Origin of the sequence: Roseateles microcysteis, from assembly GCF_036880965.1 — a bacterium.
Classification (GTDB): domain Bacteria; phylum Pseudomonadota; class Gammaproteobacteria; order Burkholderiales; family Burkholderiaceae_C; genus JAUASW01.
On the sequence record NZ_JBAJMV010000005.1, the window covers coordinates 97,551 to 117,989 of the forward strand.

Sequence of the window (20,439 nt, forward strand, 5' to 3'; positions counted from 1 at the left end):
GAAAACGGGGCAGTCTACGGGGCGCGCCAGGGGGTGCCATTCGTCAGGGCCGTCTTTTGTGCGTTGGCGGGGGGAGGGGAAATACTGAGTCCACCCGCCAAGACAGGGCCCTCAGCGAGGAATGGCCGCGGGCAGCTGGTCGCCGATCAGTGCCAGGTTCTGGATGGCGGCCAGCCCCCATTGCGCCGTGCTGTTGGTGCTGATCCAGGGCGCTTCTTCCACCGGGTTCAGCACCAGCGGCCCCTGAACCTTCTGCGTGCGCAGCGGCTGGCTGCCGAAGCGGTCGCCGGCCAGGAATTCGCGCCAGGCGCGCTGGGCCAGGGCCGGGTCCTGCTTCTTCCAGGCGGCATAGGCCGTCAGCCGGGAATGGCCAACGAGCAGGGCGTTGGTCGCGCCATGCGGCATCCCGAGCTGCCGGATCTGCTCGTCCTTCGAGGCATTGAAGAGCTCGCAGTACTGCAGCCAGGCCTTCTCGAAGCCGGGCGCCACGCCGAGCTCGATCAGCTCGGCAAAAATCTCCACCGCGCCAAACACCGCGTTCAGATGGCTGGCCTCGGCCTTGTCGCCGGCGATGTTGTAGACATGGCCGGTGGCCGGCTCGTAGCCCGCCCGCTCGGCACTGAAGAAGCCCTTGGGCATGCCGCCGATGTCCTGCATGCCGCGCAGGATCTTGTCGCGGTATTGCGGCTTGCCGCTGCGCTCCCATTCGGTGAGCCAGTTGGCGGCCAGCGACGCCCAGTCGGTGCCGAAGCTCAGCCGCGCCGGGTACGGGCCCTTGGGCGGCTGCTTGGCCAGTTTGCGCACCGGGTCCACCGCATCGAGCTGGCGGTCCACGTCGAGCAGCGACTGCATGATGTCGCCGATGCGCTCGTCGGCGGTCATGAAGTAGTAGAAGCGCCGGTAGGCCGCCGTGCTGATGCGCGCCTGCTTGGCGCTGCAGCCCCAGTGCTGCACGTTGTGGCGTGTGCCCAGGCCCTTGAAGCGGCCGAGGTGGTAGGTGTCGACCTCACTGGTATGCCGAACCATCGCCTCGGCGAAGCGGAAGATGTCGGCGCGGCCGGTGCGCAGGAACGAGTACCAGAGCCACAGGTCGGGCGAGAGCTCGGAGTTGTCCCAGGCGAAGCCGCCCACGTCGTAACGCCATTCATGGCGGTCGGCGTCGTAGGTGTGGCGGACGTCGCCGTAGTCCCAGAAGCCGTACCAATGACGCTGCTCGACCTCCTTCTTGTAGAAGTCGAACAGGAAGTCGAGCCGGTCTTCGATCGCGGCCTTCATCGGGTGGCTGCGGTCCGGCAGGCTCCACAGGCTGCCGAACACGCCGCTGGCCAGGTAGTGCTCGGGCGTGGCCACGAGCTGGGGCGGGGTCTGCACCGCGGCAGCCATCTGCACCAGGCGCTCGCGCGTTGGCGTCGCGGCCAGCGCCCACAGCATCAGCTCGCTGCTGCGTGCAACGCCGTGCGGCGTGCCATAGCCCTTCTCGTAGTCCTCGTAGGTCATCTCGAGGCCTTCGAGCTCCTGCGCATGCGTCTCCATGCCCAGGCCATCGTGATAGAAGCGCATGTCCATCGCCGGCGCTTCCGGCGAGCGCATCCACACGGTGACCTGCGCCGCGTCGGTGTGGCTGTTGCGGATGTCCAGCTGCACCGGATGGCGCTGCCAGAAGTCGCGCAGGCCGAAGGCCACGCCACCGGTGGCGCCGCCTATGTAGCCGGTGCCCGGTGCGCGATGGCCCCAGGCGGCATCGATCCAGCCGTGGCCGGCCTTGGTGCGCTTCTTGATCTGGAAGGCATCCGCCGCGACCTGGCTGAGCGTGTAGTCGCCCCAGGCCGGGATGCGGTGCATCAGCGTGCGCACCTGAGTGCCGAACTCGGCGAGCGGCGGGCAGGCGCGGCCATCGAACTGCGCGGCGCGCACGGCGGCGCCGGGGTCGCGGCGCAGGCCGGTGAGATTGCGCACGCCTTCGGCCCACAGCCCGCCGTTCTCGCCGGCAAAGCGGACATGGCGGTCGTGCAGCGCATCGCGCATCGGCACCTCGAAGCGCAGGCCGATGCCGCGCAGGAAGTCCTTCGCCTCGTCGCCGTCGTAGACGAAGCTGTGCAGCACGCGCAGCGATTCGGCACCGGCATGGAAGTAGACGCGTAGCACGAAAGGCAGCCAACTGCGCTGGCCCGCGCGGTGCACGCCTTCGATCTTGATGACGGCGCGCACCGGGCCGTTCTGCTCGACCGTGGCGCTGCTGATCTGGCTGTCGAAATGCGTCTGCGTGACCGGGCCGCTCTCGGCATCGGGCTTGTCGTCGGCCACCGCCACCAGCATGCCGGCGCGCAGGATATCGCGGCCGTCGCGGTGCACCGAGCGGATCGGCTGCGAGCCGCTGCGCGCGATCACGCATTGCAGGACGCCGGTATCAACCGTGATTGCATCGCGGCTTTCGGTGACTCTCAGCGCGCTGGCCGGTGCCGTGGTTGCCGCCGCCGGCTCAATGCTCATCTGCTCACCCAAGGGCACACCCGCCGGCAATGCATGGGCGGTCCACTTGAGCGATCCATCCGGCCAAAAAGCCAGGGGCCAGCTCTGCATCGGCAAGGCCTGACCCTGGCCGTTCTTCAGCGCGAACACCTGCTCCGGCCTGGCCTGACCCTTGGGCCAGGGCAGGCCCCAGGTCGTGCCGGTGGACAGCGCTGGTGCGGCGCCTTCCAGCCATCGCAAGCGAGCGCCGCCCGTGAGCGCTGGCGCTGACTTTGCAACGGCCGCGACAGCCGCCGTTCCAGCCGCTGTCGCTGTGGCGGCGCCAATGCCTGCCAGGGGCACGGCGCCGGCGGCTGAGGCGGTCTTGAAGAAGGAGCGGCGTGTATATCGGTTCATGAGGAATCGAACGGTACAGGGGTGCCGCAGGCCCCGATGGCGCCGCAGCGAGGCGCCATTCTGTGGGCTTCTCAGGGTTTGTGCGGGGCGTTTCCGATCACGGTCTTGATTCTTTGCTGAGAGCCAAATCCAAAGCGATCAGCCAGTCCTAGACTGCAAATCAGAACAGCGTTTCATTGAAGCAGCTGTCAACCCATGGACGACTCCTGGAGACAAGCAAGATGACTGCCTATACCGGCCGCAGCGCCGCCCAATTCCCTCTCAAGACCGGTACCGCCATCGCCATCGCGGCCTTGTTTGCCGCCGCCGCCGCCCAGGCCCAGCAGGCAGCACCTGCTGCCGCTGCCAAGCCCGCGGCCCCGGCCGCCGAGAAACTCGACAAGGACGGCAAGCCGGCCAAGAACCAGCTGGAGACTGTCGAGATTGTCGGTACTCGCCGCTCGATTGCTTCGGCCATCGACCGCAAGAAGAATGCCGGCACGGTGACCGATTCCATCGTCGCCGAAGACGTCAATCAATTCCCCGACAAGAATGTCGGCGAGGCGCTCTCGCGAATCTCGGGTGTGCAGTTGAGCCGTGAATTTGGCGAAGGCTCGCAGGTGTCGATCCGCGGCGTGGAACCCGACCTGAACCGCGTCGAGATCAACGGCATGTCGGTGCTTGGCACCAATGGCGGCGCCGGCCGCGGCGCCGAGCTGCGCGAGCTGGCTTCGGAGCTGATCCAGTCCATCGACGTGGTCAAGGGCACGCAGGCCCGGTTCACCGAAGGCGGCGTTGGCGGCACGGTGCTCATCAACACCCGCAAGCCGCTGGACTTCAAGGACCGCACGATTGCCGGCAGCATCGCGGCCGAGCAGGGCAGCCTGCGCGGCGGTGTCCAGCCCCGCGGCACCCTGCTGCTGGCCGACAAGTTCCTGGACGGCAAGCTCGGCCTGATGGCCAACCTGGTCTACGACAAGATCTACACGCGCGGCGACTTCTCGCGCAACACCTCCTGGACCTTTCTGCGCGACTGGGACAACTCGCCCGAGAAAACGCTGACCAGTCTGAACGCCAGGGCCGCTGCGGTCACCACGTTCGCCGGTTGCGCCGCCCTGACCAATGCCACCGACCGCTCGCAGTGCCAGAGCCAGTGGTTCGACTACGCGCCGCGCATCTCGCGCTACGGCATCTGGGAGCGTGACCACAAGCGCAGTTCCGCCGAGTTGACCGCGCAGTACAAGTTCAGCGACAACTTCAACGCCTGGCTCATGTACCAGGCCAACACCCAGGCGCAGAAGCTCAACGACATGAACTTCGGCACCGACCTGACGGCGACGAACCGCCTGTCCAACGCGGGCAACTCGCCTGTGTACCGGGCCGACGGCACGGTGCAGACCGCAGGTACCTGCACGGCCATCAGCGGCACGGCCACGCCGGCCACCATGACGTTCGAGAACCACCACGTCACGAGCTACACGGTCGGCAACTGCCTGGCCGTCGCCGGCCAGGGTGGCCAGGGTGCCTTCTCGACCTCGGCACGGGACTTTGCGCTGGACATCAAGTCGGTCTACAACCAGGCGGGCTTCAAGTACAACAAGGACAACTGGAAGATCGACGGCCAGCTCAGCAATGCCACGGCTGACTACAAGAGCGAGAGCAATGCCATCGTGCTGACGCAGAATGCGCCGGGCCTGGTGGTGAAGCTGGGCGCCGACCGCCTGCCGACATTCACCTTCCCGAGCGGCTACAGCCCCGACAGCGCCTCGTCCTATGTGCAGGCGCAAATGCAGTACCGCCCCTCGGCGACCAAGAACTCCGAGCGCCAGGGCAAGCTGGACTTCACCTACGACATCGGCCACAGCTTCTTCAACACCCTGTACTTCGGCATGCAGGCGCGCGACTCGCGCTCCGCCCAATACAACGGTGGCGGCTACCTGGTGCAGAACAACGGCAGCCTGAGCAACACCACGGAAGCGGTGGACATCAACGCCCGCACCGCCAACGTCAACCAGACCATCATCTTCGACCCGCTGTACACGGGCACGGCCCAGCGCCCGAACGACACCCAGACCTTCATCAACACCGGTTTCCGCACGTCCTACGTCACCGGCGCCAAGATGCAGGAGGTCGTCAACGCGCTGCGCACCAGCTCGCCGGGCACCTTCTTCGGCGGCTACGGCAACATGGGCAACGTGCCCAGCAACTGGACGGCGCCCAGCTATGCCGCTGCCGTCTCGTCGGGGTACTTCGACACCAGCGCCTTCAATCACGCCTACCTGTACAACACGCCCGGCAGCGACGGCAAGACTTATCCGCAGGTGCCGACCTTCGACATCGCCGAGAAGATCGAGGCCGGCTATCTGCAGATGGACTGGGGCACCGAGCTGTTCGGCATGGCGCTCGACGGCAACCTCGGCGCTCGCTACACCGCGACCCGAGTGAAGTCCACCGGCCTCTACACCGACCGCACTTGCGATCCGGCCGTGCTCACGACCTGCACGGTGCTGGTGAACAACAACAAGGTGGTCGGCATCGACAGCAGCTACAGCGACATCCTGCCCAGCGTGAATGCTGCGCTGCAATTGCTGCCGGAGAAGCTGATCCTTCGCATGGGCTGGGGCAAGGTGATGGCACGCCCTGCGCTGAACCTGCTGGCACCCAACGTCACCTGCACCACCGGCAGCGGCTCGCCCGGCCGCGGCGGCGATGGCGTTGACGACTGCACGGCCGGCAACCCCGACCTGAAGCCCTATCGCGCCACCAAGCAGGACTTGAGCCTCGAGTACTACCCGAACCGCGATTCGCAACTGAGCCTGGCGCTGTTCCGCACGAACATCGACACCTATGTCCGCGCCAACATCCGCCAGGGCAGTGTCAATTTCTTCGGTGACGGCCGCCTGTTCGACGTGACCCAGGCGATCAACGGCGAGGGCGCACGCACCCAGGGCTTCGAGCTGTCGGGCCGCACGGCGCTGACCTTCCTGCCCGGTTTCCTGAGCGGCTTCGGCGTCGATGCCAACCTGACCCGCATGACCTTCAGCTACGCCGCCGGCAATGAGCTGCTGAGCCCGCTGGACAACTCGGTGCTGCCTTATCCGGGCCTGTCCACCAAGGCCTACAACCTGGGCCTGTGGTACGACAAGGACTCGTTCAACGCCCGCATCGCCTACCACCATCGCAACAAGTACTACACGGGCGGCAACGACGTGTCGGGCAACCCGAACTTCCGCGACGGCAGCGGCTACCTGGACGCCAAGGTCCAGTACAAGCTGAACAAGAACTTCACGTTCTCTCTGGAGGCCAAGAACCTGACCAACCAGGCCGAGCTGACCTACGCTGGCGACCTGCAGCGCCCGAACGAGTTGGCCTGGTCTGGCCGCCGCTACTACCTGACGGTGGGCTACAAGCTCTGATTCCGCTTATGTCTCCTGGCCGCTGCAACGGCCAGCTTCTGCGGCTCCTTCGGGAGCCGCTTTTTATTGCCGCTCCGCCGATTTCTCGGGATGACTCATGACGGCACGTTGCAGCCGTTCGCTTCGCGTTTGCAGAGGTCGGGCGGTAGGCACAGGCTGGCCCCGCCACCGGGCTCATGGTGCGCGGGTTGGCCTCGCGGCCAACTCCCCTCGGTGCTCGCATCACGGGCCGGCGGCGCGCAACTCGCTCCACTCACTTCGTTCGTGCCGCTCAGACAGGGCGCGCCAAGTCAGTTGTTGAAGCGTGCTGCGCACGCCCGGCCCGCGCTGCTGCGCTCTCGGCCGCGCACAAATCGCCCGGCAGCGGGGCCAGCCTGTGCCGGCGAGAGGTCGTGGCCTGCGAGCAAACACCCCCACGCGGCGCTGCGTTGCACGGTGACCCGGGCAGCTGCGCGGTGAATGCAAGGGGCCGAGCAGCACAGCGGCTCGGGGCAGCACGCGCAGCGTGCCTCAACGACTGACTTGGCACGCCCTGTCTGAGCGCAACGAACGAAGTGAGAGAAGCGAGTTGCGTGCCGCCCCGAGTTGCGAGCAGCGCAGGGAAGTCGGCCTGCAAGGCCGGCCCCCTTGCCTGAGCCGTGCGGCTGCCCGGGTTGCCGTGCAACGCTCTCCCGACATGGCTTCGCGAACGGCTGCAATGTGCCGGTCGGCGCTATTCCTGTAGATCGGCGACGAATTCTTCTATGGCCTGGGCAGCAGGGCCTGCCATTGCCGGCGATAGCTCGACAGGCCGGACAGCTGCAGCGGGGCTGCCAGGTGCTGCGAGGCTGCGGGCTGCTCGCCCCAGCGGTGCAGCATCCAGCCGCCGCAGGTCGTGCCGCTGCTGTCGTCCGACATGCTGACCCGCTGAGTGGGTCGAAGCGCAGCCAGCACGGCGCCAAACAGCGGGTTGCGGCCGAAGCTGCCTTCCACCACCACGGGGCCGCTGGCATGGAGTGCGCCAAGGCAGTAGTCGGTCATCAGGGCGCAATAGAGCGTGGCCAGTGCCGCCTGCTCGGCCGGCGTCTTGGGCGCGGGGCCTTCAACGCGTCCGACCTGTCCGGCAAAGGGGCCGCCGGCTTCAGCAAAAGAGGGCAGGGCCAGCGTGCCTTGGTCGACCACGGCCTGCAGGTCGGCAATGGTGAACGCCGCCGGCTCTCCGCCCGCCAGTGCAGCAAACTCGCGGCCGCCCATGAAGCGCATGCAGGGCACGGCCTGGCCATGCACATCGACATTGGCCAGCATGTCCTGCCGCTCATCGAGTTGCGGGCTCGCGCTGCGCAGCGCTGCGGCGATCACCCAGGTGCCGGTGGAGAGCACGGTGACCGGCTCCTGCGATTGCAGGTAGCGCAAGAGCGAGGCATTGCTGTCGTGGATGCCGCAGACGACCTGGCAATCGGCCGGCAGGCCGGTGGCGCGGGCGACTTCGGGAAGCAGCGGGCCGAGCGGGGTCCAGGCGGCTTGCAGGGGCGGGAACTTGTCTTCCCATCCCAAGGCGCTCACCAGCGAGGAATAGCTCCTTGCTTGCGGGTTCCACAAGTCCGTATGGCAGCCGAGCGAAGTCAGCTCGCTTGCCGCCACGCCGCTGAAGCGCCAGGCCCAGTACTGCGGATACATCAGCACATGGCGGCTGCGCGCAAACTCGACCGGAAAGTGCGCGGCCAGCCAGGCCAGTTGCCGGCCGAGGTTGAGCCCGGCCGGCAGCTCGGGCGACAAGGTTTCAGCGAAGGCCGGGCGCTTGCTGCGGTAGCTCTCTTCGGGCGGCGTGAACTCGTAGTCCAGCACCGGCAGCACGAGGCCTTGTTCATTGACCATCGCCGCCGTCGCGCCATGCGTCACCGGCACGATGGCGGTGATGCGAGCCTGGGCGGCGAAGTGCTGCAGCGTCTCCAGCATCCAGGGCCAGAGGCCTTCGACATCCAGATGCGGATAGGGGCCGCTCTGCAAGACGACGTTGGGCCGGCGTTGCTCCTGGAGCACGCGACCATCGCGGCCGAGCAGGCTCAGCTTGCTGTTGGTCTTGCCGATGTCGAGGACGACGGTTGCTTCTTCTTCCATTTTCATGAGGCGAATGCTGCCAGCAAGCGTGGCCCAGCATCATGCCCTGCGCGCGATGAGCGCATTTCTCGCATGCGAATGATTGTTTGACCGGGCCTGAAACAGGGACACTCTTCGCGCGTCGAACTTCCGGGCCGTATCGAGATGATCAGAAAGATGAATCTGTGTGCCGCGCTGCTGCTGGGCCTGAGCCTGATCAGCGCGCCACTGCAGGCCGCCAAGCCGGCCGAGCTGACGCCCGGAGGCTTCTCGGTCCAGCGCCTGCAGCGCCTGGATGCCGTGGTCGAGGGGGAGGTGAAACAGCAGCAGATCGCCGGCGCCATCGTCTACATCGCCCGTGATGGCAAGCCGGTGCATTTCAAGACCTACGGCCAGCAGGACATCGAGAGCGGCAAGCCCATGCAGAAGGATGCGATCTTTCGCATCGCTTCGATGAGCAAGGCGCTGACGAGCGTGGCCGCGATGATTCTTTACGAGGAAGGACATTTCCTCCTGAAGGACCCGGTGGCGAAGTTCATTCCGGCCTTCGCGAACTCGGTCGTCGCTGTGCCGGCGCCCGCTGGCTCCGGCCAGGCCTACGTGACCGAGAAGCTGCGCCGCCCGATCACGATCCGCGACCTGCTGCGCCACACGGCCGGCATGACCTACGGCAGCGGCCTGGCCAGTGCCGAGTACAAACGAGCCGGCCTGGCCGACTGGTACCTGCTCGACAAGGACGAAACCCTGGAGCAGATGGTCGACCGCCTGGCTGCCCTGCCTTTGCACGGCCAACCCGGTGAGGCCTTTCAGTACGGCTACGCAACCGACGTGCTGGGCCGCGTGATCGAGGTGATTTCAGGCATGCCGCTGGACCGATTCATCGCGGAGCGCATCACCGGGCCCTTGAAGATGCCCGACACCAGCTTCTTCCTGCCGCCCGAGAAGACCGCGCGGCTCGCGAATGTCTACGGTATGGAAGGCGGCAGGCTGGTGCTGAAGGAGACGGCGGCGAAGAGCGATTTCGTCAACGGCCCGAAGCGCCTCTTGTCTGGCGGCGCCGGGATGCTCTCGACCACGACCGACTACGCGCGCCTCCTGCAGATGCTCCTGAACGGCGGCGAGCTCGATGGCGTGCGCCTGCTGGCGCCCAAGACCGTGGCGCTGATGCATGCCAATCACACCGGCGACAAGTACCGCAGCATCGACGGCGACGGCTTCGGCCTGGGTTTCTGGACCATCGGCGACGTGGGCATCAGCGGCGAGATGGGCTCGGTGGGCGCCTATGGCTGGGGCAGCGCCTACTTCCCGCAGTACGTGGTCGACCCGAAGGAGCGGCTGATCCTGATCTTCATGACCCAGCACCGCCCGGCCGGCAATTCCACGCTGAACCAGCGCATCAAGGTGCTGACCTACCAGGCGCTGGTCAGGTAGACCGCCCCATCAGAATCGATCATTCGCCGCCAGCGGGAACTCGCTCGAGGACTCGAAGTCGGCGGAGCCGCTGTCCTGCTCCAGCGGCTCCGGCGCCACGGTCACGACCTTGACGCCTTCGTGCTCCAGCGCCTGCACCGCGCCGTCGCTGGCGCCGGTGTCGGTGATCACGCAGGACACGCGGTTCAGCCCGCACAGGATGAGGCCGGCGCGGCGCGCGAACTTGGAGCTGTCCACCAGCACGATCAGCTCGTCGGTCTGGCTGATCAGGCGCTTCTCGGCCTGGATCAGTAGCGGGTCGGCTTCCATCAGCCCCAGCAGCGAGAGCCCGTAGACGCCCATGAACATCTTGGCGGCGTAGTGGTGCTGGGTGATGTCGTTGTCGAACGGGCTCAGGATGACGTTTTGCTCGCGGTAGACCTTGCCGCCCGGCAGGATGATCTCGTTGTCGCTCGAAACCAGCAGCCGCTCGGCCATCAGGAATGAGTTGGTGAGTATCTTGAGCTGCTTCTCGACCAGAAACTCCACCATCATGTAGGTGGTGGTGCCGCCATTGATGATGATGGTTTCGCCGTCATTGCACATGCTGCTGGCATGGCGGGCAATGGCGCGCTTTTCAGCGGCGCGATTCTGGATATTGTTCTGGAATGTTTCGCTGGACAGCGTGAATTGCCGCTTTTTCTGCTGCAGTTTCGCGGCGCCGCCGCGGGTGCGGGTCAATTGATTCTTTGCGGCCAGCCAGCCGATATCCCGGCGCACCGTGGCGGCAGAAGCAGATAACCATTCGGTCAATTCCTGGACGCTGGCATGCTGATGCTCGTTGAGCAGTTTGAGCAAACGCTTGTGGCGCTTGTGATTGATCATGAAATCACCTCGGATACTGGCGCTGGCAAAGCAATCAGGCGAGCAGCGGAATCACCAGCCGGCTCCGCCTGTTCACCGCGCTCATGAGCCTGGCCGCCAGGCCCATGCGGCGGAACCGAAGTTACGCCAGCAGGCGGCCATGGTCAATCGCCAATCGCTCAAATCAATGATTGATTCATGGCGAATGTCTGCGCAATCAATGCGCAAAGCGTGATTGCGATTGTTGCGCCGCCGCATTTCAATCATTCATTTGCGCATCTTGCTATCACTCATTGACTTGATTGCTTCTGCATTGACACCTCTTTCGCCCTGGCCTCTACTGGCGTCCATTGCAGCGGAACCTGGCCGCGCCGCCGCCCGCCGGGTGAGCGAAGCAGGGTTTTGCGGGTCAGTTTCAACCACGGTCAAATCATGAATGCACTGAATACGGGCAAGGATTCCATCAATTCCTTGTGGGACGACAAAATTGCCGCCACCATGAGCGAGCCGGAATTGCTCTTGTATCGCTCGAATCTCCTCGGTTCGGATTTCCGGATCACCAATTTCGGCGGCGGCAATACCTCGGCCAAGGTGATGATGGCGGACTATCTGACCGGCGAACAGGTCGAGGTCCTGTGGGTCAAGGGTTCGGGTGGTGACCTGGGCAGCATCAAGATCGACGGTTTCTCGACGCTGTACCTGGAGAAACTCAAGGGCTTGAAGAATCGCTACCGCGGCCTTGATCTCGAAGACGAGATGGTCGACTACCTGCCGCACTGCACCTTCAACCTGAATCCGCGCGCCGCGAGTATCGACACGCCGTTGCATGCCTATATCCAGCGCAAGCATGTGGACCACATGCACCCGGACGCGATCATCGCGATCGCGGCCTGCGCCAACAGCAAGGCGCTGACGCAGAAGATCTTCGAAGGCGAGCTCGGCTGGCTGCCCTGGCAGCGCCCCGGTTTCGACCTGGGCCTGAAGCTGGAGGCGCTCTCGACCGAGCAGCCGCACTTGAAGGGCATCATCCTGGAAGGCCACGGTCTCTTCACCTGGGGCGACACGGCCAAGGGCTGCTACGAGAACACCCTGGACATGATCCGCCGCGCCGAGAGCTGGCTGAACGCCAACAGCAAGCAGCCGGCCTTTGGCGGTGCCAAGGCGCCGGTGCTGGCCGCTGAAGAGCGTGCGGCAATTGCCGCCAAGCTGATGCCGCTCCTGCGCGGCAAGATCGGCAAGACCGAATTCAAGCTCGGCCACTTCGACGACAGCGCTGCCGTGCTGGAATTCGTCTGCAGTCAAGACCTGGCACCGCTGGCGGCGCTGGGCACCTCCTGCCCCGACCATTTCCTGCGCACCAAGATCCGCCCGCTGGTGGTGGACTTCGACCCGGCCAACCCCGATCTGGACAAGACCGTGGCCGGGCTGGACGCCGCGCTGGAGGCCTACCGTGCCGACTACATCGGCTACTACGAGCGCTGCAAGCATGCCAACAGCCCGGCCGTTCGCGATGCCAACCCGATCATCTACCTGATCCCCGGCGTGGGCATGCTGTCCTTCGCCAAGGACAAGGCCACGGCCCGCATCGCCTCGGAGTTCTACATCAACGCCATCAACGTGATGCGTGGCGCCAATGGCGTGGACAAGTATGTGGGCCTCTCTGAGCAGGAAGCCTTCAACATCGAGTACTGGCTGCTCGAAGAAGCCAAGCTGCAGCGCATGCCCAAGCCCAAGAGCCTGGCCGGCCGCGTGGCCCTGGTGACCGGCGGTGCCGGCGGCATCGGCCAGGCTGTTGCGCGCCAACTGCTGCGCGAAGGCGCCTGCGTGATGCTGACCGACATCGACACCGAAGCGCTGGCCGCCGCTCAGAAGGATCTGGTCAAGAGCTTCGGCGCCGACAGCGTGGCCACGGTGCAGGCCGACATCACCGGTGAAGCGGCTGTCGAGACCATCATCGCCGCCACGTCGCTGCGCTTTGGCGGCCTGGACATTCTGGTGTCGAACGCCGGCATCGCTTCGGCCGCGCCGCTGGAAGACACCTCGCTGGAAGTCTGGCAGCGCAACCAGAGCATCCTCGTGACCGGCTACTTCCTGGTCAGCCGCGCTGCGTTCCGCCTGATGAAGCAACAAAAGACCGGCGGCAGCATGGTCTTCGTGGCCAGCAAGAATGGCCTCGTGGCTTCGGCAGGCGCATCGGCCTACTGCACCGCCAAGGCGGCCGAGATCCACCTGGCCCGCTGCATCGCACTTGAAGGCGCGAGCGAAGGCATCCGGGTCAACGTGGTGAACCCGGACGCCGTGATCCGCGGCTCGCGCATCTGGGACGGCAAGTGGAAGGAAGAGCGCGCCGCCTCGAACAAGATCGAGGCCGACGATGTGGAAGAGTTCTACCGCAAGCGCAGCATGCTCAAGCTGGGCGTGCTGCCGGAAGACATCGCCGAGGCCGTGTACTTCCTGGCCAGCGACAAGGCGGCCAAGAGCACGGGCAACATCCTCAATGTGGATGCCGGCAACGCCGCGGCATTCACCCGCTGAACATTGCACTGACCATCGCACTGCAGCGACAGACAAGCAAAGAGATCCGGAGACAAGAATGGACTACGTCATCAACACCAGCCTGGTGCAGCAGCACAACGCCGTTCTGCGCGCCGACCTCGAGGCCGACTATGCGGCGCTGGCCGGCACGCTGGCCCGCCGCGGGCAAGACATCGAGAAGCTCACCACCCTGGCCCAGGGTTTTCAGGTGGCGCTGCCGAGCTGGGGCGTGGGCACCGGCGGCACGCGCTTCGCGCGCTTCCCCGGCGTGGGTGAGCCGCGCAATGTGGAGGAGAAGCTGGCCGACTGCGCCGTCATCAACCAGCTGACGGGTGCCACGCCGCTCGTCTCCCTGCATTTCCCCTGGGACAAGCCGAGCGACCCGAAGGCGCTGTTCGAGCGGGCGAAAAGCCTGGGCCTGTCGTTCGACGCGGTCAACTCCAACACCTTCCAGGACCAGGCCGGCCAGGCCCACACCTACAAGTACGGCAGCCTCACGGCGATGAGCGCCGCCGCGCGCGAGCAGGCGGTGCAGCACAACATCGAGTGCATCGAGCTGGGCCGCCAACTGGGCTCCAAGGGCCTGACCGTGTGGGTGGGCGATGGCGCCAACTTCCCCGGCCAGAGCAACCTGCGCGGCGCGCTGGAGCGCTACCTCGACAGCATGCGCGGCATCTACGCGGCGCTGCCGGCCGACTGGCTGATGTACATCGAGCACAAGCTGTTCGAGCCGGCCTTCTACGCCACCACGATTGCCGACTGGGGCACCAGCTTCGCCTGCGCGCAAACGCTGGGCGAGAAGGCCAAGTGCCTGGTCGACCTGGGCCACCACGCGCCCAACACCAACATCGAAATGATCGTGGCGCGCCTGGCCCAGTTCGGCAAGCTCGGCGGTTTCCACTTCAACGACAGCAAGTACGGTGACGACGATCTGGACTCGGGCTCCATTGACCCGTTCCAGCTCTTCCTGGTGTTCAACGAGCTGGCCGATGCGGCGCTGCGCGATGGCCCTGCCTTCAAGCCGGCCTACATGCTGGACCAGTCGCACAACGTGACCGATCCGATCGAAAGCCTGATGAGCAGCGCGGTCGAAGTGCAGCGCGCCTACGTGCAGGCTGCGCTGGTGGACCGCATTGCGCTCGCCGGCTTCCAGGAAGCGAACGACGTGCACCAGGCCGCGCAGACCCTCAAGCGCGCCTTCCGCACCGACGTGAGCCCCATCCTCGCCATGGCCCGCATGCGCAGCGGCGCGGCGGTGGACCCGGTGGCCTGCTACCGCACCGTGGGCTACCGTGCGCAGAAGGCGGCGGAGCGTCCGGCCAAGGCCGGAGCGAGCGGCAGCGGCATCGTCTGAGGCCTGGGTGGCTGAAGCTCTGCAGGCGCAGGACTTCGGCGCCGTTGGCGATGGCTGCATGCTGAACACGGCCGCCATCCAGGCGGCCATCGACGCGGCGGCTCTTGCTGGTGGCCGCGTCGTCTTCGCGCCGGGTGTCTATCTCACCGGCGCCATCTTCCTGAAGAGCGGCGTGACGCTGCAGCTGGACCGCGGCGTCACCTTGCTTGGCTCGCAAGCGCTGGCCGACTACCCGCTCATGCCCACGCGCATCGCCGGCATCGAGATGGTCTGGCCGGCGGCGCTGGTCAATGTCTGCGCGCAGCAGAGCGTCTCCATCACGGGCGAAGGTTGCATCGACGGCGATGGCCAGGTCTTCTGGGACAGCTACTGGCTTCTCCGCCGCCGCTACGAGCCGCTCGGCCTGCGCTGGGCCTCCGACTACGACGCGCAGCGGCCGCGGCTCTTGCAGATCTACGAATCATTCGACGTGCAGGTGGGCGGCGGCCTGCTCCTGCGCCGCGCCGGCTTCTGGGGCTTGCACATCTGCTACTCGGAGCAGGTGACGGTGGACGGCGTCGTCATCCGCAACAACGGCGACGAAGGCCAGCGCGGCCCGTCGACCGACGGCATCGACATCGATTCCTCGCGCCACGTGCTGGTGCAGAACGCCGATATCGCCGTCAACGACGATGCGCTGGTGCTGAAGGCGGGCCGCGATGCCGATGGCCTGCGCGTGGCCGAGTGCTGCGAGCACATCGTCATCCGCGACTGCATCGTGCGCGAAGGCGCGGCAGGCATCACCTTCGGCAGCGAATGCTCGGGTGGCTTTCGCGACATCGAGGTCCGCGGCATCGAGGTGCATGCGCCGGTGCCGGTGGGCATCCTCTTCAAGTCGGCGCCGACACGGGGTGGCTTTGCGGAACGCTTGACGCTGCGCGACATCAAGCTGATCGACGTGCCCGTGGTGCTGCGCGCCACGATGAACTGGAACCCCGGCTACAGCCGCGCGGAGATTCCGGCTGGCATGGCGGACGTGCCCGCCCATTGGCGCGTGATTGCCAAGCCGGTGAGCGCCGAGGACGGCCGCACGCGCATCGCTGATGTGCGGGTCTCCGGCCTGCAGGCGCGCGGCGCACAGCTCGCCTTCGAGGTGGAGGGCGTGGCGCAGGCGCCGCTCGCCGGCTTCCGCTTTGACTGTATCGACATCGAAGCGCAGCGCGGCGGCTACATCTACGGCGCCAAGGACTGGCTGTTCAGCGACGCGAAGATCGTGCTGCTGGCCGGTGAACCCGTCGCCCTGCCCAACGACCAAGACGTGCAAGGCCTGCCCAGCAAGACCTGGCACTTGCAGGCATCGCTGAACAAGCCCGACCCGTCGCTGCAAAGCTTCGCGGTCCAGGATGTTTCCTGAAATCTGAGGTGAACGAGATGAACCACGCTTTCAAGATGAAGTTGAAGCCCGGCATGGTGGAGGAGTACCGCCGCCGCCACGATGAGCTCTGGCCCGACCTGGCGGAGGCGCTGCGCGGGGCGGGCATTTACGACTACTCGATCTTCCTGGACGAGGAAACGCTGTCGCTGTTCGCGGTCTTGAAGCGCAAGCCCGGCTATCCGTTCGACGACCTGCCCAAGCAGGCCGTGATGCGCCGCTGGTGGGACTACATGGCGCCGCTGATGGAATGCCATCCCGACAACCGCCCGATCGACTGGCCGCTGGAGCCGATGTTCCATTTCGACTGAGAGTTGCTGATGCGCCTTCTCCTCCCCACCTTGCTGATTGCGCTCTCGTGTGGCGCAGCCGCTGCTGCCCAATCGCTGCCGGCGCGGCAGATGGAAATGCTGGACCGCGGCCTGGTCGCCATTCCCTCTGATGCCGGCATGCTCGTCAGCTGGCGCCTGCTGGGCACGGATGCGGCCGACCTGAAGTTCAACCTCTACCGCGGCAAGACCAGGCTGAACAAGCAGCCGCTGGAAGCGAGCAACTTTCTCGATGCGGAGGGCAGGCCCGACAGCCGCTACACGCTCCGCCTGGTCAGCGCCGGCAAGGAGCAGGGCGCCGATGCCGCGAGCGCCAGCCCCTGGGCCGCGGCCTACCAGTCCATTCCGGTTAGGAAGCCGGCCGACGGCGTGACACCCGATGGCGTGGCCTACAGCTACCAGCTGAACGACGGCTCGGCCGCCGACCTGGATGGCGACGGCAGCTACGAGCTGATCGTCAAATGGCAGCCGAGCAATGCCAAGGACAACTCGCAGAAGGGCTACACCGGCCCCACCTATGTGGACGCCTACAAGCTCGATGGCACGCAGCTCTGGCGCATCGACCTCGGCCGCAACATCCGCGCCGGTGCCCACTACACGCACTTCCTGGCCTACGACTTCGACGGCGACGGCAAGGCCGAGCTGATGATGAAGACGGCCGACGGCAGCATCGACGGCCGCGGCACCGTGATCGGCGATGCCAGTGCCGACTACCGCAATGAAGGCGGCTATGTGCTGGCCGGCCCCGAGTTCCTGACCGTGTTCAATGGCATGACGGGTGCGGCGATGGCCACCGTGGACTATGTGCCCGGCCGCGGCGACTCGATGGCGACGACCTGGGGCGATGCCTATGGCAACCGCGTGGACCGCTTCCTGGCCGGCGTGGCCTATCTCGACGGCCAGCGGCCCAGCGCCGTGTTCTCGCGCGGCTACTACACCCGCGCCGTGCTCGCGGCCTGGGACTGGCGCGACGGCAAGCTGACGCAGCGCTGGGTGTTCGACAGCGACAAGGCCGGAGGCGAAGCCCGAGGGCAGGGCGCTCACTGGTTCTCGGTGGCCGACGTGGACGGCGATGGCAAGGACGACATCGTCTATGGCGCCGCCACCATCGCCAGCAATGGCACGCTGCTCTACAGCACCAATCTCTGCCACGGCGACGCCTTGCATGTGGGCAAGCTCGACCCGGCGCGGCCGGGCTTGCAGATCTTCATGGTCCACGAGGCGCCTAAGTGCTACGGCGAGCATGGCCTCGCGATGCACGACGCCGCCACCGGCAAGATCCTGTGGAGCATGTCGGGCAGGAACACCGATGTGGGCCGCGGTGTCTGCATGGACATCGACCCGGCCCATCCCGGCGAAGAATGCTGGGGCTCGATCGGCGGCCTGATGAGCGCCAGCGGCCAGCTGATCAGCGAGAAGGCGCCGCGCAAGTACAACTTCGCGATCTGGTGGGACGGCGACCTCCTGCGCGAATCGCTGGACCATGTCGGCATCGACAAGTGGGACCCGGCCTCCTTTTCGTTCAGCAAGCTGCTGGATGGCGCGAAGTTCGGGGCCAGGTCGAACAACGGCACCAAGGGCACGCCCGTGCTCTCGGCCGACCTGCTCGGCGACTGGCGCGAGGAAGTGGTCTGGCGCAATGCCGACGACACGGCACTGCTGGTCTTCAGCACGCCGCACCCGACCATGCAGCGCCTCACGACGCTGATGCACAACCCGCAGTACCGCGTGCAGGTGGCAGCGCAGAACGCCGGCTACAACCAGCCGCCGCATCCCAGCTTCCACCTCGGTGCGGGCATGGCCGCGCCGGTGCAGGAGGCGATGTACACGCCCTCGGCCAGCACGGCCGCCAGGCGGGTGGAGCTGGGCAAGGGCACGCCCGCACCAGGCTTCGAGCGCGGCGCGGCGGCCAACACCGGCAAGCCTTTCTACGTGGGCTTCGATCTGCCCGAAGGCAACTACGAGGTGCGCTTGTTGCTGGGCGACGATGCCGCGCCCTCAGACACCACGGTGCGCGCCGAACTGCGCCGCCTGATGCTCGAGCGGGTCATGGTGCCGGCCGGCGGCAGCCTGGAGCAGCGCTTCACCGTCAACATCCGCACGCCGAAGATCGCCGCGCGCCCTGGCCTCGAAGCCGGCAGCGTCAAGCTGAAGGCCCCGCGCGAAACGGTGGAAGAAGCCTGGGGCTGGGACCAACGCCTGACGCTGGAGTTCACCGGCACGAACCCGGCCGTGCGCCGCATCGAGGTCGTGCCGGTGAGTGCAACGCCCACGCTCTTCCTGCTCGGCGACTCCACCGTGGCCGACCAGTCGCAGGAGCCCTATGCCAGCTGGGGCCAGATGTTGCCCCGCTTCTTCAAGCCCGGCGTGGCGGTGGCCAACCATGGCGAATCGGGCGAGACCTTTCGCGACTCCCTGGCCCGCCGCCGCCTCGACAAGATCCTCTCCGTGCTCAAGCCCGGCGACACCGTGCTCTTCCAGTTCGGCCACAACGACCAGAAACAGCAGAAAGACGGCAGCGGTAATGCCGAGACTTACCGCGCGGAGTTGAAGCAGCACATCGAGGCCGTGCGCGCCTTCGGCGGCACGCCCGTGGTCGTCTCCTCGATGGAGCGCCGCAACTTCGACGAGCAGGCCAAGGTACGCCCCTCGCTGATCGAGTACGCCGAAGCGGCGCGCCAGGTTGCCAAGGAACTGGACGCGCCCTTCATCGACCTGAATGCGATCAGCAAGCGGGTCTACGAAGCGCTGGGCGTTGAAGGTTCACGCGCCGCGTTCGCGCAGCCCGAGCCGGGCAAGATCGACAACACGCATCACAGCAACTACGGGGCCTACCAGCTGGCGAAGGCGATTGCGCAGGGGCTGCGGGACGCGAAGCTGCCGGTGGCGGCGCTGTTGCGCGAGGACTTCGCGGGGTATGAGGCGGGGAGGCCGGATGCGGTGGCTGGCTTCGTGCTGCCGGCGAGCCCGAGGTTTACGCATGAGCGGCCGTTGGGGGATGAGGGGAACAGGTGAGGGGCGGGAGAGGGTGGGTGGCTGGTTGGGCAATGGCGACTATGCGCGGGAGCTGCCTGTTAACCTGCGCCCCACCAAGCCGCGGTTGGTGCCGCCGAGTAGCCGCACGCTCTTCGGGGCGTCAGGTCCCGTTCCTAAACTCCAAGTAGCCTCGCGCGTCGAGTGCTTCCCGTATTCGACGATCCTCACGACTTTTGCCCGTGTAAAAGGCGCAAATTTTTAGGTTGGATGAAAAGGACGTACTCAAGAAGTGAGCGGGATCAACTGCTGTCAATCCAAGTCGGATCTCGTTCAGTTCGATTAGATGCTCCAGGCCGGAGACGGATTGCAGCGTCTTGCAATTGAAGAGCTTTAGATGCTTCAACCGAGAGTTGGCTGGCGTTATGTCGAGGTGCTTTAGCTGGATCTGGTCCTCCACGGTCAGTGCCGTCAACTCGGGGAACCGGTCAAGGCCTTCCAACTTAGAAAGGCCCCGAACACGAACGATCTCTAGCTCTTGCAACTTCGGTGCGGCAACTTCCGAAATGGAGTCCCTGCCGCCTAGTCCGATAGTCAGCCTAGAGAGGTTGGTGACGCCGCCAATGAAGTCGAACTGGGTGCGCTTGGGAATACACCAAAGTGCCAGCGACTTGAGCATCGCCAGGTCTGAAATTGCGTCGATCCCTCTCGTGTGCCCTGACAAGTACAACGATTCGAGCTGGCCGTAGCCAGAGAGGTATGAAAGATCCAAATTGTTCGACTTGGTCGGCCCCAGCGAGAGCGAACGAACCGTTTGCAGGTTCGGGTTCTTCAGGAGGGTCGGGGCAGCAAGATTGTGAACGCCAATAGAGAGCCGCTCTAGATGCGTCAGCGTAGCGAGTGTCTCGACATTGAGAACACTTTGCAGGCAGTCAATGCTTAGGTTCGCAACACTGGGCACTTCCAGGAGTGCTTTGGCGTCAAAGTCCGAGTTGTAGTGTCCGTAAAACCGAACCTCTAGCTGGCTTCCATACCGGGCGCTGAGTTCGTCTATCGTCTTCAGATCGTTGCTGGTATAGATTGCTCTATCGAACTGGACGACAAGCCCTTCGCCGCCTTCCAAACGAGCGCCCGCGTCAGCCAGTTCCTCTTTGCTCGGGTTGTTGATGCGAGTCGGAACGCTCAATTGATGGGGCATCTATGTGAGACACGTGGCTGGTGATGCTA

General features: G+C 65.6%; 11 protein-coding genes. 7 read left to right on the forward strand and 4 right to left on the reverse strand.

All coding sequences use genetic code 11. From position 1 onward, the window contains the following. Positions 1-111 precede the first annotated feature (111 nt). On the reverse strand, positions 112-2,865 hold the full coding sequence (locus V3596_RS14855; RefSeq protein ID WP_334278558.1) for an exo-rhamnogalacturonan lyase family protein: 2,754 nt from the start codon (positions 2,863-2,865) through the stop codon (positions 112-114). 221 nt (positions 2,866-3,086) lie between these two features. Here V3596_RS14855 and V3596_RS14860 point away from each other — a divergent pair, with 221 nt between their 5' ends. After that, complete coding sequence (locus V3596_RS14860) at positions 3,087-6,260, forward strand: TonB-dependent receptor (protein WP_334278559.1); 3,174 nt, start codon at positions 3,087-3,089, stop codon at positions 6,258-6,260. Between the two features lie 741 nt (positions 6,261-7,001). On the opposite strand, the gene V3596_RS14865 is transcribed toward V3596_RS14860, so the two are convergent. Then, positions 7,002-8,363: an FGGY-family carbohydrate kinase gene (locus V3596_RS14865; RefSeq protein ID WP_334278560.1), complete on the reverse strand. Its 1,362-nt coding sequence runs from the start codon at positions 8,361-8,363 to the stop codon at positions 7,002-7,004. Positions 8,364-8,513: 150 nt separating this feature from the next. On the opposite strand from V3596_RS14865, the gene V3596_RS14870 reads away from it, so the two are divergent. Next, on the forward strand, positions 8,514-9,767 hold the full coding sequence (locus tag V3596_RS14870; RefSeq protein WP_334278561.1) for a serine hydrolase domain-containing protein: 1,254 nt from the start codon (positions 8,514-8,516) through the stop codon (positions 9,765-9,767). Between the two features lie 9 nt (positions 9,768-9,776). Here the strand turns inward: V3596_RS14870 and V3596_RS14875 are convergent, their stop codons facing one another. Beyond that, positions 9,777-10,631 (reverse strand): DeoR/GlpR family DNA-binding transcription regulator, encoded by an 855-nt coding sequence (locus V3596_RS14875; protein WP_334278562.1) that lies wholly within the window; start codon positions 10,629-10,631, stop codon positions 9,777-9,779. A gap of 411 nt (positions 10,632-11,042) precedes the next feature. Between V3596_RS14875 and V3596_RS14880 the strand changes: the two genes are divergently transcribed. Genes V3596_RS14880 through V3596_RS14900 form a run of 5 tightly spaced genes read left to right on the forward strand, consistent with a single transcriptional unit; the run spans position 11,043 to position 19,254 of the window. Continuing rightward, positions 11,043-13,145 (forward strand): bifunctional rhamnulose-1-phosphate aldolase/short-chain dehydrogenase, encoded by a 2,103-nt coding sequence (locus tag V3596_RS14880; protein ID WP_334278563.1) that lies wholly within the window; start codon positions 11,043-11,045, stop codon positions 13,143-13,145. 58 nt (positions 13,146-13,203) lie between these two features. Further along, positions 13,204-14,499, forward strand: coding sequence for an L-rhamnose catabolism isomerase (rhaI, locus tag V3596_RS14885; RefSeq protein WP_334278564.1), 1,296 nt, complete (start codon positions 13,204-13,206; stop codon positions 14,497-14,499). A 7-nt stretch (positions 14,500-14,506) separates the two neighbouring features. After that, positions 14,507-15,892, forward strand: coding sequence for a glycoside hydrolase family 28 protein (locus V3596_RS14890; protein ID WP_334278565.1), 1,386 nt, complete (start codon positions 14,507-14,509; stop codon positions 15,890-15,892). 17 nt (positions 15,893-15,909) lie between these two features. Next, entirely contained in the window at positions 15,910-16,221 is a 312-nt protein-coding gene (locus V3596_RS14895) for an L-rhamnose mutarotase (protein WP_334278566.1), read from the forward strand. 9 nt (positions 16,222-16,230) lie between these two features. Beyond that, the gene (locus V3596_RS14900; protein ID WP_334278567.1) at positions 16,231-19,254 is read left to right on the forward strand and encodes a rhamnogalacturonan lyase family protein; all 3,024 of its coding nucleotides are present in this window, start codon (positions 16,231-16,233) and stop codon (positions 19,252-19,254) included. A gap of 121 nt (positions 19,255-19,375) precedes the next feature. On the opposite strand, the gene V3596_RS14905 is transcribed toward V3596_RS14900, so the two are convergent. Continuing rightward, positions 19,376-20,410 (reverse strand): hypothetical protein, encoded by a 1,035-nt coding sequence (locus V3596_RS14905; protein ID WP_334278568.1) that lies wholly within the window; start codon positions 20,408-20,410, stop codon positions 19,376-19,378. Between the last annotated feature and the right edge of the window lie 29 nt (positions 20,411-20,439).